8 protein-coding genes are annotated in these 14,707 nt (G+C 66.1%); all 8 read right to left on the bottom strand.

From position 1 onward, the window contains the following. Positions 1-77: 77 nt before the first annotated feature. Positions 78-4,034 (bottom strand): DNA-directed RNA polymerase subunit beta', encoded by a 3,957-nt coding sequence (locus tag BKA16_RS07015; protein ID WP_183369981.1) that lies wholly within the window; start codon positions 4,032-4,034, stop codon positions 78-80. A gap of 120 nt (positions 4,035-4,154) precedes the next feature. Beyond that, complete coding sequence (gene rpoB / locus BKA16_RS07010; protein ID WP_183369980.1) at positions 4,155-7,655, bottom strand: DNA-directed RNA polymerase subunit beta; 3,501 nt, start codon at positions 7,653-7,655, stop codon at positions 4,155-4,157. Between the two features lie 341 nt (positions 7,656-7,996). After that, on the bottom strand, positions 7,997-8,785 hold the full coding sequence (locus BKA16_RS07005) for a hypothetical protein (RefSeq protein ID WP_183369979.1): 789 nt from the start codon (positions 8,783-8,785) through the stop codon (positions 7,997-7,999). Further along, positions 8,785-9,633 (bottom strand): hypothetical protein, encoded by an 849-nt coding sequence (locus BKA16_RS07000; protein ID WP_183369978.1) that lies wholly within the window; start codon positions 9,631-9,633, stop codon positions 8,785-8,787. Before BKA16_RS07000 ends, BKA16_RS07005 begins: the two co-directional genes overlap by 1 nt. Before the next feature lie 147 nt (positions 9,634-9,780). Further along, positions 9,781-11,022, bottom strand: coding sequence for an MCE family protein (locus tag BKA16_RS06995; RefSeq protein WP_183369977.1), 1,242 nt, complete (start codon positions 11,020-11,022; stop codon positions 9,781-9,783). After that, entirely contained in the window at positions 11,019-12,383 is a 1,365-nt protein-coding gene (locus BKA16_RS06990) for an MCE family protein (RefSeq protein ID WP_183369976.1), read from the bottom strand. Before BKA16_RS06990 ends, BKA16_RS06995 begins: the two co-directional genes overlap by 4 nt. Next, the gene (locus BKA16_RS06985) at positions 12,383-13,627 is read right to left on the bottom strand and encodes an MCE family protein (protein ID WP_183369975.1); all 1,245 of its coding nucleotides are present in this window, start codon (positions 13,625-13,627) and stop codon (positions 12,383-12,385) included. The genes BKA16_RS06990 and BKA16_RS06985 overlap by 1 nt, the downstream gene beginning before the upstream one ends. Continuing rightward, a complete protein-coding gene (locus tag BKA16_RS06980) occupies positions 13,627-14,706 on the bottom strand; it encodes an MCE family protein (protein ID WP_183369974.1) in 1,080 nt (359 codons plus the stop codon). The genes BKA16_RS06985 and BKA16_RS06980 overlap by 1 nt, the downstream gene beginning before the upstream one ends. Position 14,707: the final 1 nt, after the last annotated feature.

The raw sequence follows: 14,707 nt of genomic DNA, 5'->3' as shown, positions 1-14,707 counted from the left end.
CGACCGACGGGAAGGCCACGGGGAGCCGGATGCACGAAGGCCCCCGCCGCGAGGCGAGGGCCTTCGTCAGACTCCGATCAGCGGAAGTCGCTGCCGAAACCGTAGTCGTCCAGCGGGACGGCCGCACCGGACGGTGCGCCGAACGGGCTGTCCGGGCTGTAGTACGTGTCGTCGTACGTCGGGAGCGCGTACGCGGCGGCACGCGCCTCCTCGGTCGGCTGAACCTGGATGTTGCGGTAACGGTCGATACCGGTACCGGCCGGGATCAGCTTACCGATGATCACGTTCTCCTTGAGGCCCACGAGCTTGTCGCTGCGGCTGTTGATCGCCGCATCGGTCAGGACTCGGGTGGTCTCCTGGAACGACGCCGCCGACAGCCACGAGTCGGTGGCCAGCGACGCCTTGGTGATGCCCATCAGGACCGGGCGACCGGAAGCCGGTTCCCCGCCCTCGGCGACCACCGCGCGGTTGGCCGCCTCGAACTCGGCACGCTCGGTCAGCGAGCCCGGCAGGAACTCGGTCGCGCCGGAGTCGATGATCGTCACGCGACGCAGCATCTGGCGGACGATGGTCTCGACGTGCTTGTCGTGGATCGACACACCCTGGCTCCGGTACACCTCCTGGACCTCGTTGACCAGGTGGATCTGCACCTGACGGGGACCCATCACGCGGAGGACCTCGTGCGGATCGGCTGCGCCCTCCATGAGCTGCTGGCCGACCTCGACGTGGTCGCCGTCGGCGAGCAGACGCTCGGTGCCGTCGTCGTGCTTGAACACACGCATGCGCTGACGCTTCGAGATCTTGTCGTACACGACCTCGTCGCTGCCGTCGTCCGGGACGATGGTGATCTTGTAGAAACGATCGTCGTCCTCGATGCTGACCCGACCGGACACCTCGGCGATCGGCGCCTTGCCCTTCGGGACACGGGCCTCGAACAGCTCGGTGACACGCGGCAGACCGCCGGTGATGTCGTCACCGACACCGCCCTGGTGGAACGTACGCATCGTCAGCTGGGTACCGGGCTCACCGATCGACTGAGCGGCGATGATGCCGACGGCCTCACCGATGTCGACGAGCTTGCCGGTGGCCATCGATCGGCCGTAGCAGTGGGCGCAGACACCGGTTCCGGTGGCGCAGGTCAGGACCGACCGGACCTTGACCTCGGTGACACCCGCGGCGAGGAGCGCCTCGATCGCCGGGTCGCCCAGGTCGTGGCCCTTCTCGACGACGACGTTGCCCGCCGCGTCGAGCGCGTCGACGGCGAGCGTACGAGCGTACGCCGCGGTCTCCACGTGCGGATCGCGGATCAGCGAGCCGTCGGCGGCCTTCTCGGCGAGCGGAACGAGGATGCCGCGCTCGGTGCCGCAGTCGTCCTCGCGGACGATGACGTCCTGGCTCACGTCCACCAGACGACGGGTCAGGTACCCCGAGTCGGCGGTGCGCAGAGCCGTGTCGGCCAGACCCTTACGAGCACCGTGCGTGTTGATGAAGTACTCGGCGACGGTCAGGCCCTCGCGGAACGAGGACTTGATCGGACGCGGGATGAACTCGCCCTTCGGGTTCGTCACCAGGCCCTTCATACCCGACAGGTTGCGAACCTGCGTCATGTTGCCGGTGGCGCCCGACTTCGGGATCATCGTGATCGGGTTGTCGTCCGGGTAGTAGTCCTCCAGAGCCTGACCGACCTCTTCGGTGGCCTGCTTCCAAATCTCCACCAGAGCGTCGCGACGCTCGTCCGGGGTCAGACCACCGCGCTGGTACTTGCGCTCCAGGCCGTCGGCACGCTCCTCGTAACGCTCGAGGATCTCGACCTTGGCCGGCGGCACCAGAACGTCCGACATCGACACGGTGACACCCGAACGGGTGGCCCAGTAGAAGCCGACGTCCTTCATCTTGTCGACGGTCTGCGCGACGACGATCATCGGGTAGCGCTCGGCGAGATCGTTGATGATCACGGCCTGACGCTTCTTCGGCATCTGCTCGTCGATGAACGGGTAGTCCCGCGGCAGCAGTTCGTTGAACAGCACACGCCCCAGCGTGGTCATGGTCTCCCATGCCATACCGCGGCGCCAGCCGTCGGGGAACTGCTCGGCCTCGACGTCCGCCGGCGGACGCTGATCGGTCAGACGCACCTTGATCGACGCCTGGATGGTCAACTCGCCCAGGTCGACGGCCATCTGCGCCTCGGCCGGGGTCGAGTAGACGCCGCGCTCGACGTCGTCGGCGGACGCGGGGGTGTACTCGCCCTTCTCACCCGGCTTCTGGGTGGTCAGGTAGTACAGACCGGTCACCATGTCCAGACGGGGCATGGCCAGCGGGCGACCCGACGCGGGCGACAGGATGTTGTTCGAGGACAGCATCAGGATGCGGGCCTCGGCCTGCGCCTCCGAGGACAGCGGGAGGTGCACGGCCATCTGGTCACCGTCGAAGTCGGCGTTGAACGCTTCACAGACGAGCGGGTGCAGCTGGATGGCCTTGCCCTCGACGAGCTGCGGCTCGAACGCCTGGATGCCCAGACGGTGCAGCGTCGGTGCACGGTTCAGCAGCACCGGGTGCTCGGCGATGACCTCTTCGAGGACGTCCCACACGGCGGGGCGCTGACGCTCCACCATGCGCTTGGCCGACTTGATGTTCTGCGCCTGGTTCAGATCCACCAGGCGCTTCATCACGAACGGCTTGAACAGCTCGAGAGCCATCAGCTTCGGCAGACCGCACTGGTGCAGCTTGAGCTGAGGACCGACGACGATGACCGAGCGGCCCGAGTAGTCGACGCGCTTGCCGAGGAGGTTCTGACGGAAACGTCCCTGCTTGCCCTTGAGCAGATCGGACAGCGACTTGAGCGGGCGGTTGCCCGGTCCGGTGACCGGACGGCCGCGACGGCCGTTGTCGAACAGGGCGTCGACCGACTCCTGCAGCATCCGCTTCTCGTTGTTGACGATGATCTCGGGTGCGCCCAGATCGATCAGCCTCTTGAGACGGTTGTTGCGGTTGATCACGCGACGGTACAGATCGTTCAGGTCGCTCGTGGCGAAGCGGCCGCCGTCGAGCTGAACCATCGGGCGCAGCTCCGGCGGGATCACCGGAACGGCCTCCAGAACCATGCCCTTGGGCTCGTTGCCCGAGCGCTGGAAGGCTGCGACGACCTTCAGTCGCTTGAGCGCACGCAGCTTCTTCTGGCCCTTGCCCGAGCGGATCGTCTCGCGCAGCGACTCGGCCTCGGCGTCGATGTCGAAGGTCTCGAGGAGCTTCTTGATGGCCTCGGCACCCATCGAACCCTGGAAGTACTCGCCGAAGCGGTCCTCGAGCTCGCGGTACAGGCGCTCGTCGACGATGAGCTCGCCCGGAGCGAGCTTGGTGAACTTGTCCCAGATCTCGTCGAGAGCCTCGACCTCGCGGTTCGCGTGATCGCGCATGCGCTTGAGTTCGCGCTCACCGGCGTCGCGCACCTTGCGGCGTGCGTCGGCCTTGGCGCCCTCTGCCTCCAGCTCGGCCAGGTCGGCCTCGAGCTTGGTCTGGCGCTCGGCCAGGGCGGCCTCGAGGTCGTCCATGATCGCCTTGCGCTCGACACCGATCTCGGCCTCGCGGGTCGAGAGCTCGGCGTGGCGCAGTTCGTCGTCGACCGACGTGATCACATAGGCGGCGAAGTAGATGATCTTCTCGAGATCCTTCGGAGCCAGGTCGAGCAGGTAACCCAGACGGCTCGGGACACCCTTGAAGTACCAGATGTGCGTGACCGGTGCGGCCAGCTCGATGTGGCCCATGCGCTCACGGCGCACCTTGGCCTTGGTCACCTCGACGCCGCAGCGTTCGCAGATGATGCCCTTGAAGCGCACGCGCTTGTACTTGCCGCAGTAGCACTCCCAGTCGCGGGTCGGTCCGAAGATCTTCTCGCAGAAGAGCCCGTCCTTCTCCGGCTTCAGGGTGCGGTAGTTGATGGTCTCCGGCTTCTTGACCTCACCGTACGACCACGTGTGGATGTCGTCGGAGGTGGCCAGGCCGATCTTCAGTTCGTCGAAAAAGTTTACGTCGAGCAATCTATTGCCCTTCCTGGAAAAGCTGAGCAGCTCTAAAGGCGTCGAAGTCTAAGTCGTGTCGTCGGGGGCGACTCCGTCGGAGCGAACCGCAGGTCCGCTCCGACGGAGCTCCCCATGCCATCAGTTGGCCAGGTCGTCGACGGTGGCGTTCTCGTTCCGGGACAGGTTGATGCCCAGGTTCGCCGCCGCGCGCTCGAGGTCTTCGTCGTCGGTGTCGGCCATCTCGATGGCCGCACCGTCGCTCGACAGCACCTCCACGTTGAGGCAGAGCGACTGAAGCTCCTTGAGGAGGACCTTGAACGACTCGGGGATGCCCGGTTCCGGGATGTTCTCGCCCTTGACGATCGCCTCGTACACCTTGACTCGACCGACGACGTCGTCGGACTTGATGGTCAAGAGCTCCTGCAGGGTGTAGGCGGCGCCGTACGCCTGCATGGCCCAGCACTCCATCTCACCGAAGCGCTGACCACCGAACTGCGCCTTACCGCCGAGCGGCTGCTGGGTGATCATCGAGTACGGACCGGTCGACCGCGCGTGGATCTTGTCGTCGACGAGGTGATGCAGCTTGATGATGTACATGTAGCCGACCGACACCGGGTACGGGAACGGCTCGCCGGAACGGCCGTCGAGCAGTGTCGCCTTGCCGTCCGCGCCGACCATCACGTCGCCGTCACGGTTGGGCAGGGTGGAGCCGAGCAGACCGGCGAGCTCGTCGTCCTTGGCGCCGTCGAACACCGGGGTGGCGGTGTTCGTGTTCGGCTCCGCCGAATGCATGTGCTCGGGCAGGCGCTTGGCCCACTCCTCCTCCAGCTTGGCGGTGTCGACGTTCCATCCGGCCTTGGCGACCCAACCGAGGTGGGTCTCCAGGATCTGACCGATGTTCATACGACGCGGCACACCGTGGGTGTTCAGGATGATGTCGACCGGGGTGCCGTCGGGCAGGAACGGCATGTCCTCCTGCGGGAGGATCTTGCCGATGACGCCCTTGTTGCCGTGGCGGCCAGCGAGCTTGTCGCCGTCCTGAATCTTGCGCTTCTGGGCGACGTAGACGCGGACCAGCTCGTTGACGCCCGGGGCCAGATCGTCGTCGTCCTCGCGCGAGAACACGCGGACGCCGATCACCTTGCCGGTCTCGCCGTGGGGCACCTTCAGCGACGTGTCGCGCACCTCGCGCGCCTTCTCACCGAAGATCGCGCGGAGCAGACGCTCCTCCGGGGTCAGCTCGGTCTCGCCCTTCGGGGTCACCTTGCCGACCAGGACGTCGCCGTCGCGGACCTCGGCGCCGATGCGAACGATGCCGCGCTCGTCGAGGTCGGCGAGGACCTCGTCGGAGACGTTCGGGATGTCCCGGGTGATCTCCTCGGCACCGAGCTTGGTGTCGCGGGCGTCGATCTCGTGCTCCTCGATGTGGATCGAGGTGAGCGTGTCCTCTTCGACGAGGCGCTGGCTCAGGATGATCGCGTCCTCGTAGTTGTGACCCTCCCACGGCATGATCGCCACGAGCAGGTTCTTGCCCAGCGCCATCTCACCCTGATCGGTGCAGGGGCCGTCGGCGAGGACCTGACCGGCCTCGACGCGCTGCCCCTCGTCCACGATCGGGACCTGGTTGGCGCAGGTGCCGTGGTTGGAACGCTCGAACTTGCGCAGGCGGTAGCTGTCGCGGGTGCCGTCGTCGGCCATCACGGTGATGAAGTCGGCCGAGACCTCCTCCACCACACCGGTCTTGCCGGTGACGATCACGTCGCCGGCGTCGACGGCGGCACGCAGCTCCATACCGGTGCCCACCAGCGGCGACTCGCTCTGCACCAGCGGCACGGCCTGACGCTGCATGTTCGCACCCATCAGGGCGCGGTTGGCGTCGTCGTGCTCGAGGAACGGAATCATCGCCGTCGCGACCGACACCATCTGGCGCGGCGAGACGTCGAGGTACTCGACCTGGGAGGCCTGGACGAACTCGACCTCGGCGCCCTTGATGCGGACCAGGACGCGCTCATCGGTGATGTGACCGTCGGCGTCGTAGTTCGTGTTCGCCTGACCGATGAGGTAGCGGTCCTCCTCGTCGGCGGTCATGTACTCGACGACGTCGGAGACCCGGCCGTCGATCACCTTGCGGTACGGCGTCTCGATGAAGCCGAACGGGTTGACGCGGGCGTACACCGACAGCGAACCGATGAGGCCGATGTTCGGGCCTTCCGGCGTCTCGATCGGGCACATGCGGCCGTAGTGCGACGGGTGGACGTCGCGGACCTCCAGGCCGGCGCGCTCACGCGACAGACCGCCGGGGCCCAGCGCCGAGAGACGACGCTTGTGGGTCAGGCCCGAGAGCGGGTTGTTCTGGTCCATGAACTGCGACAGCTGGCTGGTTCCGAAGAACTCCTTGATCGCCGCCACGACGGGACGGATGTTGATCAGGGTCTGCGGGGTGATCGCCTCGGCGTCCTGCGTGGTCATGCGCTCGCGGACGACGCGCTCCATGCGCGAGAGGCCGACGCGGATCTGGTTCTGGATCAGCTCACCGACGGTGCGCAGACGACGGTTGCCGAAGTGGTCGATGTCGTCGACCTCGACGGGAACCTCGACGCCGTTCGGAACGGTCATCTTGGTGGTGACGTTCGGATCGGCCTCGTGCAGGCGCACCAGGTACTCGACGGTCGCGACGATGTCCTCGCGGGTCAGCACCGACTCGCCGAACATCGGGTTCGCGGTGAGGCCGAGCTTCTTGTTGATCTTGTAGCGACCGACGCGGGCCAGGTCGTAACGCTTCTCCTTGAAGAACAGGTTCTCCAGAAGACTCTCGGCCGACTCCTTCGTCGGGGGCTCGCCCGGACGAAGCTTGCGGTAGACCTCGAGGAGCGCCTCGTCCTGGTTGCTGGTCGAATCCTTCTCGAGGGTCGACATCAGAATCTCGGAGAAGCCGAAACGCTCGGTGATCTCCTCGCGCGTGAGGCCGAGCGCCTGCAGCAGCACGGTGACCGGCTGGCGGCGCTTGCGGTCGATGCGGACACCGACGGTGTCGCGCTTGTCGACGTCGAACTCGAGCCAGGCGCCGCGGCCCGGGATCACCTTGACCGAGTGGAGGGTCTTCTCGGTGCCCTTGTCGATGCTCGCGTCGAAGTACACGCCGGGGCTGCGGACGAGCTGGCTCACCACGACACGCTCGGTGCCGTTGATGATGAAGCTGCCCTTGTCGGTCATGATCGGGAAGTCGCCCATGAAGACGGTCTGCGACTTGATCTCGCCGGTGTTGTTGTTGATGAACTCGGCGGTGACGAACAGCGGAGCCGCGTACGTCATGTCCTTGTCCTTGCACTCGTCGACCGAGGCCTTGACCTCGTCGAAGTGCGGTTCGGAGAAGGAGAGGGACATCGAGGACGAGAAGTCCTCGATCGGTGACAGCTCGCGGAGGACTTCCTCGAGTCCGCCGACCGGGTTCTCTTCACCACGGGCGATCGCCTTGGCGCGCCACTCCGGCGTGCCGACGAGCCAGTCGAACGAGTCGAGCTGGACGTCCAGCAGACCCGGAACCTCCAAGGGCTCATCGATCTTGGCGAATGAAGCGCGGTGCGGCGCTCCCGGGATGATACCCGCAGTGGTTGAGGTGGACTGGCGGTCGAGAGCCAAGATGCGTCCTTCCAACACGAAGTTTCTCGGTGCATGGCATATAGCCGTTGGCCGTGGGGCCGCTGCGAGGCGTGTCACCTGAGGCGGCGATTCCACGGCGGACACCGAGGTGACCGGAAGGAAATCTAACAGCGAACAGGAGGCAGCCAGCGCAACGTCCAACTGTATCAGAAGACAGCGGGGTTATGTCAACCCCGAGTAGAACCGAAGTTCGTCGGGCTGCCACCTGAGCGAATCGGTTGCTGACAAGAGTGGCCCCCGAGACGCCTGTTCGTCAAGAGAACGCGCGGATCGAGCAGAGAATTTCGCTACGAGACCGGTCCCACCCGCCGCTCCGACGGTCAGGGCTCGAGGATCTCGCTCGGCCGCCAGACACCGTCCTCGCGCGTCATCACGACCCGCAGTTGGGGCATGTCGGAGGCCGCGATCGACCCCTCCCGCGTCGTCGAGACCACCAGGTTGGTCAGGACCTCGGCCCGGTCGTGGGACAGGTCGAGCAGGCCGACGGCGTCCACGCGGCAGTCCTGCGACGCCTTCGTCTGTTCGACGAGCGACCGCGACGAGTCGACGTTGGCGAGGAACTCGCGGCGCGCCTGCCCGGTCAGCTTGCTCTCCACGTTGCCGAGCCATTTGTCGAGCTCACCGTACTTGAACTGGAACGGTGCGCAGAGCGAGTCGCGCGCCTGCGCAAGCACCTTCTCGCTCTCCCCCTTGTCGACGAACGCCTTGTTCGCCGACGTGGACGCACCGGGATGGACGGCGAGGACCGTGGCGACCACGCCGAGCAGCACGGCGACGGCGCCGACGATCGCGGCCATCCGGTAAGTGCCCCCGGTATCGTGCGCACCCGGTTCGACGTCGGCCCGCTCGCGCTCGGCGGCCGCGTCACTGCGCTCCTGTTCGGCGGCGCGACGCTTGCGCTCCACGCCGGACTCGCCGGTCGGCTTCCGCAGCCCGACGCCGCGCCGCGGCGTCTCCGGCGTGTCGGTCGACTCCGGGACGACCGTCGTGTCGACCGCGGCGTCGGCCGTCGACTCTCTGCGGTCCTGAGCCTGACGGGAGATCTCGACGCGCGAGGTCGATCGTCCGGCGACCTTCGGGGTACGCCGCTTGTTCGGACGTTCGGCCATCAGTTGCCGCCTCCCTGCTGGTCGCCGGACTGTTCCTGTTGAGCGCCGGTCGAGTCCTCGTAGTACTCGATCGGAGTGAGCGGCACGATCTTCGACGCCTTCCATGAGCCGTCGACCTTGTCCATCGACAGAAGGTTCGACTGCGGCTGGGGTTTGTCGGGCGCCGCCGAGCTCGTCGCCAGAGTCATCACGAGGACCGTCGCGTGATCACCGTCGAGTTCGGTCGCCGCGCTCCGGACCACCTTCGTGGTGATCGTCAGTCCCTGGGCCTTGGCGGCCTGGATCTGCTGCACCGTACCCGAACTCGTCTCGTCGATCGCCTGCTTGAGGGCATCGCCCGTCAGTGACGAGCGCATCCGACGCTGCCATTCCTCGACGCTCTTGCCGTCGACGGTGAACGTGTTGATGACGGCCTGCTCGGCGGCGTCGACAGACGCCGCACGGGCCTGCTCCCGGTCCGCATCGACGGTGTACGCGCGGATTCCCGTGTAACCGAAGTAGCCCAGGCACACCACGGCGCCCACCAGGGCGGCGACCGCGACGGCCAGAACCATCGACGCCCTCCAGTGGCGGTGCTCTCCGTCGCCGATCGCCTCGGACCCGGCCTTCTCGGTCTCCCCCGGCTCGCCTGCGTCTCCGGACTCGTCCGTCTGCGATGCGGAGCTCTCGTCGGCGGACTCGCCTTCGGGCGCCTCGTCCGAGGGCGCGGAGTCGGCGTCCTCGACAGAGTCCGCCTCCGCTGCGGTCTTCTCGACGTCGGAGGTCTTCTCGACCTCCACGAACGCGTCGGGCTCGTCGCTCACCGGTTCGTCGAACGAGTCCGGGTCGCGGGTGTCATCAGAATTCATCGAGCGCCACTGTACCTATCGAATATAACGGTGAGCTGTGTGTATGAAGTGCGGCGTGGTTCACCGGACGGCGACTCACCTCGCACGTTCCACTGACCGCAGACCGGGCACACACGCACCTGACGCACCTGCCCGGCCGTCGCCGAGTCACTTGGCGCGGACCCCCATCAGCCCGGCCATCTGTGTGGCGATCGGGTTGAGGTTCAGCTTGTCGGGGTCCTTCTTCGGGGTGTTGTCCCACGGCTGGACGAAGTCGGGGCTCGCCAGCGCGGCACGGTTGGCGCCGCGCACCGAGGTCGGGTTGCCGACCGCCACGTCGCAATTGGCTTCGGTGTTGAACGGGAAGTCGTCGTAGTTGATGTCGAAGTCGGGGTTGCGCTTCTTCATCTCGTCGATGATCTTCTGCGTGCTCTCGTAGCCGACGGTGCAGCCGGGCGGGTTCTCGGTCTCGAGGACGATGCCGAAGTGGATCTGGCCGTCGCCCGGCGCCGGAGAGTGGCTGCCCGCGCCGAGCGCCGACAGCATGGCGAACAGGGCGCCCGTCGCGAAGGAAGCGGGTTCCACCGCGTGGACGGTCTGCCCGAGCTGGTGGACCAGTTTGGTCGTGTCGTCGCCGTTCGTGTCGAGGAAGTGCTCCAGTGCCGACGACGCCCGCGGGCCGTCCTTGAGGATCCGGACCAGTGCCGGGTCATGGCCGGCGAGGGTCGCTGCGACCTTGTCGATGTTCTCCGACCACGCCAGGATGTCGTCCGACTGCTCGGCCTGAGTCGTCAGGACGACGTCGGCGTTCTTGATCAGCGAGATCGTCTCGTCGAGATTGTCCACGCCGGTCTTCGACAGTTTGTCGAGCGAGTCGATCAGCCTGGTGAGGTTCTCGCCCTGGCCGTTGAACGCCTTGCCGAGTTCGCTGACGACGGTGTGCAGATCGTCGACGGGGACCGTCTTGGTCAGGTCGATCGCATCGGAGATGACGTCCTGCAGCTTCGGCGGCAGCGAGTAGTTCGTGATCACCGAGCCGTCGTGGAGGTACGGACCGTCGTCGTTCGGCGGCTGCAGATCGATGAACTGCTCGCCGATCGCCGAGCGGTTCGCGACGACGGCCTTCGCCGAGGCCGGTACCTTCGGTGCGCCCTTGTTCATGTCGAGATGGATCAACATGCCGTCGGTCGTGAGCTCCATGTCGCCGACCAGCCCCACCGGGACACCGCGATAGGTGACCTCGGCGTTCGGGAAGACGCCGCCCGCGTCGTCGGCTTCGACGGTGACGCGGTAGGTGGTCAGTCCGGTCAGCTTGTCCAACCGCGCGTACTTCGCACCGGCGATCACGATCGCGGCGATACCGATGACTGCGAAGACGATCAGCTGGACCTTCACCAGACGCGTCGTCATTTCAGGCCGCCCTTCAGCATTGCGAGAGTGCCGTCCATGAAGCCCGAACCGTCGCCTTGGGACGGCAGCGGTGCGTACTGGTTACGGCTCGTGGTGCTCGCAGGCTTCTTCGTCTTCGACGAGTCCGACTTCTTCTTCTCGGCCGACGACGACGTCGGGTTCATCGGATAGGTGCCACCGGACGGCGGCGTGTTCGGTCCACGCTTGGAGTTCAGCGGCGGAGGCAGCAGAGAGATCGTCGGCCAACCCCACCGCGGTCCGTTCCCGTTGATGTACGGGTTGCCCGGATCCACCTTCGGCGGGCTCACCTTCGGCGGGCTGTACTTCGGTGTGCCCTGTCCGACGCCGAGGGCCTCCAGCTGGTTGAGCAGCCGCAGGTCCAGGGTGAGGAACAGGTTGGTCGAGTCGCCCTGCACGGCGGGAAGCAGATCGTCCGGGAACGGATGCGTGAGCATCAACGGCAGCGCGGTGACCGCGTCCTGAGCCGACTTCGACAGCTCGGTCAGGATCGGGCGCAGCGCCTTCAGATCGGTGATGATCTCGTCGTGGGCCTTGCCCAGGATGTCGGTGCCGACGTCGCCGAGGTCGTCGAGTTTGGTGAGCAGGTCGACGAACTGCGGACGCTGCTCCTCCAAGACCTGGACCCCGGCGGGCAGTTCGTCGAGGATCCGCTCGATCTGATCGGTCTGCGCATTGGCGCGCTGGGACAACCGGTCGACGCCGTCGATGGCACGGATGATGTCGTCGCGCTGTGCGTTGAGCCCGGAGATCAGCTTCTCGGTCTGCGTCAACAGCGAGCGGAACCGGCTGGGATCGCTGCCGATCGACTCGTTGATCGCCGTGATGATCGGTTCGAGCTGATTGATGCCCCCGCCGTTGAGCAGCATCGACAGCGCACCGAGGAGTTGCTCGATGTCGGTCGTCGTCGACGTCCGAGAGGTCTTGATGACCTGGCTCTCCGGCTGACGCGGAGTGGACGCGGTCACATCGTCCGGCTCACTGAGCGACACGAACTTCTCACCGAGGAGGTTGGTCTGCTGAATCGAGGCGTGCACCTGATCGGACAGGTCGACGCTGTCGCGGACCTTGACCGTGACCAGCGCGTTCCACGAGTCCTCGGGCACCTCCACCTTGGTGATCTGCCCGACCGGGATGCCGTCCATCTTGACCATGGACTGGGGCACCAGGTCGAGGATGTCGGCGAACTCGATCTTGTACTCGCGAGGGTGATCGCCCACGTCGACGCCGCCCGGAAGCGGTATCGACTGGATTCCCGAACACGCCGACGAGAGAGCGACGACGGCCGTCATCACCGCGCCGACCGCGGCTGCGCGGGCACGCTTGCTGAGCGTCACCTTCATCACTTGCCTCCGGGAAGTCGCGGATCCGGGTTGCCCGGGCTGGAGCCCGGGGTCGGGTCCTTCTGCAGCTTCTTGCCGCTCATGATGGCGAACGGCAGGATCGGCAGCATCGGCTCGAGGACACCGTCGGTGACCTGCTTGCCGACCTTGCGGCAGTTGTCGATCAGCGGTGCCATCTTCTTGCTGAAGTCGATGGCGAGCGGGTTGCCCGGCATCAGGTTCTTCAGATCGAGGAACCGGCAACCGGCGGCCAACGGGTCCTGCAGATCGGGCAGGTTCACCCGCATCGCGAGGGTTCCCGACTCGGCGTCGTAAGCGTTGATCAGGTTCGAGACCGTGACCGGCAGAACGGTGAAGATCTCCAGCAGGTGATCCTTGTTGTCCAGCAACGCCTGCCCGGTCGGCTGCAGGTCGCGGATCGCATCGCCGATGCGGTCGTTGTTGTCGGCGACGAACGTCGCGACGTCGCCCAGCGCGTACGACAGCGAGTCGAGAGCCTTCCCGAGCTGGTCGCGCTCACCGGCGAGGAACGTGTTGAACGAGGCCATCTGCTTGTTGAACTGGCGCACCTGGGAGTCGTTCTCTCGGAGGGCTCCGACGAACACGTCCAGGTTCTTGATGGTCGACGCGAGGTCGCCGCGTCCGTCCGACAGCGTGGTGGCGGCCTTCGACAGATTCGTGATCGCCTTGCCGAGTCTGGCTCCGTTGCCGTCGAGGTTGTCCGCCGCGGTCTCGACCAGATCGGTCACGGCGCCGCGCTTGTTGGCGCCTTCCGGACCGAGCGATTTCGACAGTTTCTGCAGGTTCTTGTAGATCGAGTCGATCTCGACCGGAACGTACGTGTCGTCGGTGCTGAGCGTGACCTCGCTGCCCGCCTTCGGTCCGCCCGAGTAGGCGGGCGCCAGCTGGACGTATCGGTCGGCGACGATCGACGGGATGATCTGCGTGGCCTTGACGTCCTGTGGCAGGTCGACGCCGCGGTTGACGCGCATCTCGACGTCGACGACCTCGCCGCGGGGAGTCACTTTGGTGACCTTGCCGACGTCGACGCCGAGCACGGTCACGTTGCTTCCCTTGTAGATGCCGACGGCGCTGGTGAACGTGGCCTTGACCTTGGTGGTGCCGATGAGCGTGGAGCCCCACCATCCGGCGGCGGCGACGATCAGCACCAGGACGAGGCCGAGCGCCCCGTACACGATGTTCCGCTTGTTGAACAAGCCGGTGTTCTGGTCAGCCTCGGACATCAGCCGGCCTCCGTTCCGCCGATGTTCAGCTGCTTCTGCATGTTGGGCGGTCTCGTCGTGTTCTGCTGCGGAAGTGCGGGCGGAAGCAGGTTCGTGACGTTCGCCTCGAACCAGCGGCCGTTGCCGAGCACGTTCGCGTACAGGCGGTAGAACGGCGCCATATAGGTGATCGTGTCTCGGATGTTCTTGTTCTGGTCGGTCAACAGGTCGGTGACTCCCTTGAGCGACTGCAGGGCCGGAGCCAGCTGCTGCTCGTTGTCGCGGACGATCCCGGTGAGCGCCTTGCTCAGGGTCGTCGTGCTCGCCAGGAGCGCCGAGATGTCGTCCTGTCGCTTGTTGAGCTCCTGCAGGAGGGTGCCCGCGCCGGCGATCAGCCGAGTGAACTCCTCATTGCGGTCGGCGAGGATCTTCGACGAGTCCTTGGTCGCCTTCAGCAGCCGCTGAACCTCCTGGTCGCGACTGGCGATCGTGTTCGACAGCCGCGAGATGCCGTCGAGCGACGGTCCGATGTCGCCCGCCGTCCCCGAGAACGCGTTCGACAGGGCGCGCAGCGACTTGGCGACGTTGTCGGTGTCGATGTTCTGGATCTGGTCGGCGGCGTCGCCGAAGGCCTCGATCACGTCGTACGGCGACACCGTGTCGGTGATCGGCTCGTCCGGATCGGCGAGCTCGCTCCCCCGAGGATTCAGGGCGAGGTACTTCTGTCCCAGAACGGTCTTGATCTGGATGGACGCCTGAGTCTGGTCGCCGATCCACGCGTTGTCGGCGCGGAAGTCGACGTCCACTCTGTCGCCGTTGAGGGAGACCTTCGTGACCTCTCCGACTTTGACGCCCGCGATGCGGACCTCGTTGCCGGATTTGAGCCCGGCGGCCTCGCTGAACACCGCGGTGTACTTGGGTCCGGCGCCCAGCAGCGGCAGGTCCTTCAGGTAGAAGGACGAGACCGACACCATGATCAGCACGAGCAGACCGATCGATCCGATGCTGATCGCGCTCCGGCGACCGGCGAACCGCCTGCTCTTCTTCGGTGCGGGCGGCTTCTGCCCGTCGGCCGCGGGGGTGTTGGGTTCTTGCGCCATC

The sequence above is a fragment of the Gordonia humi genome, assembly GCF_014197435.1.
GTDB classification, from domain to species: Bacteria; Actinomycetota; Actinomycetes; order Mycobacteriales; family Mycobacteriaceae; genus Gordonia; species Gordonia humi.
Note: the sequence above shows the minus strand (reverse complement) of the source record. Positions and strands in the feature narration are given on the sequence as shown.

Coding starts and splice junctions, on each gene's coding strand:
- BKA16_RS06980 (WP_183369974.1), bottom strand. CDS start 14,706: ATGGCGCAAGAACCCAACACCCCCGCGGCCGACGGGCAGAAGCCGCCC.
- BKA16_RS06995 (WP_183369977.1), bottom strand. CDS start 11,022: ATGACGACGCGTCTGGTGAAGGTCCAGCTGATCGTCTTCGCAGTCATC.
- BKA16_RS07005 (WP_183369979.1), bottom strand. CDS start 8,785: ATGGCCGAACGTCCGAACAAGCGGCGTACCCCGAAGGTCGCCGGACGA.
- BKA16_RS07000 (WP_183369978.1), bottom strand. CDS start 9,633: ATGAATTCTGATGACACCCGCGACCCGGACTCGTTCGACGAACCGGTG.
- BKA16_RS06985 (WP_183369975.1), bottom strand. CDS start 13,627: ATGTCCGAGGCTGACCAGAACACCGGCTTGTTCAACAAGCGGAACATC.
- BKA16_RS06990 (WP_183369976.1), bottom strand. CDS start 12,383: ATGAAGGTGACGCTCAGCAAGCGTGCCCGCGCAGCCGCGGTCGGCGCG.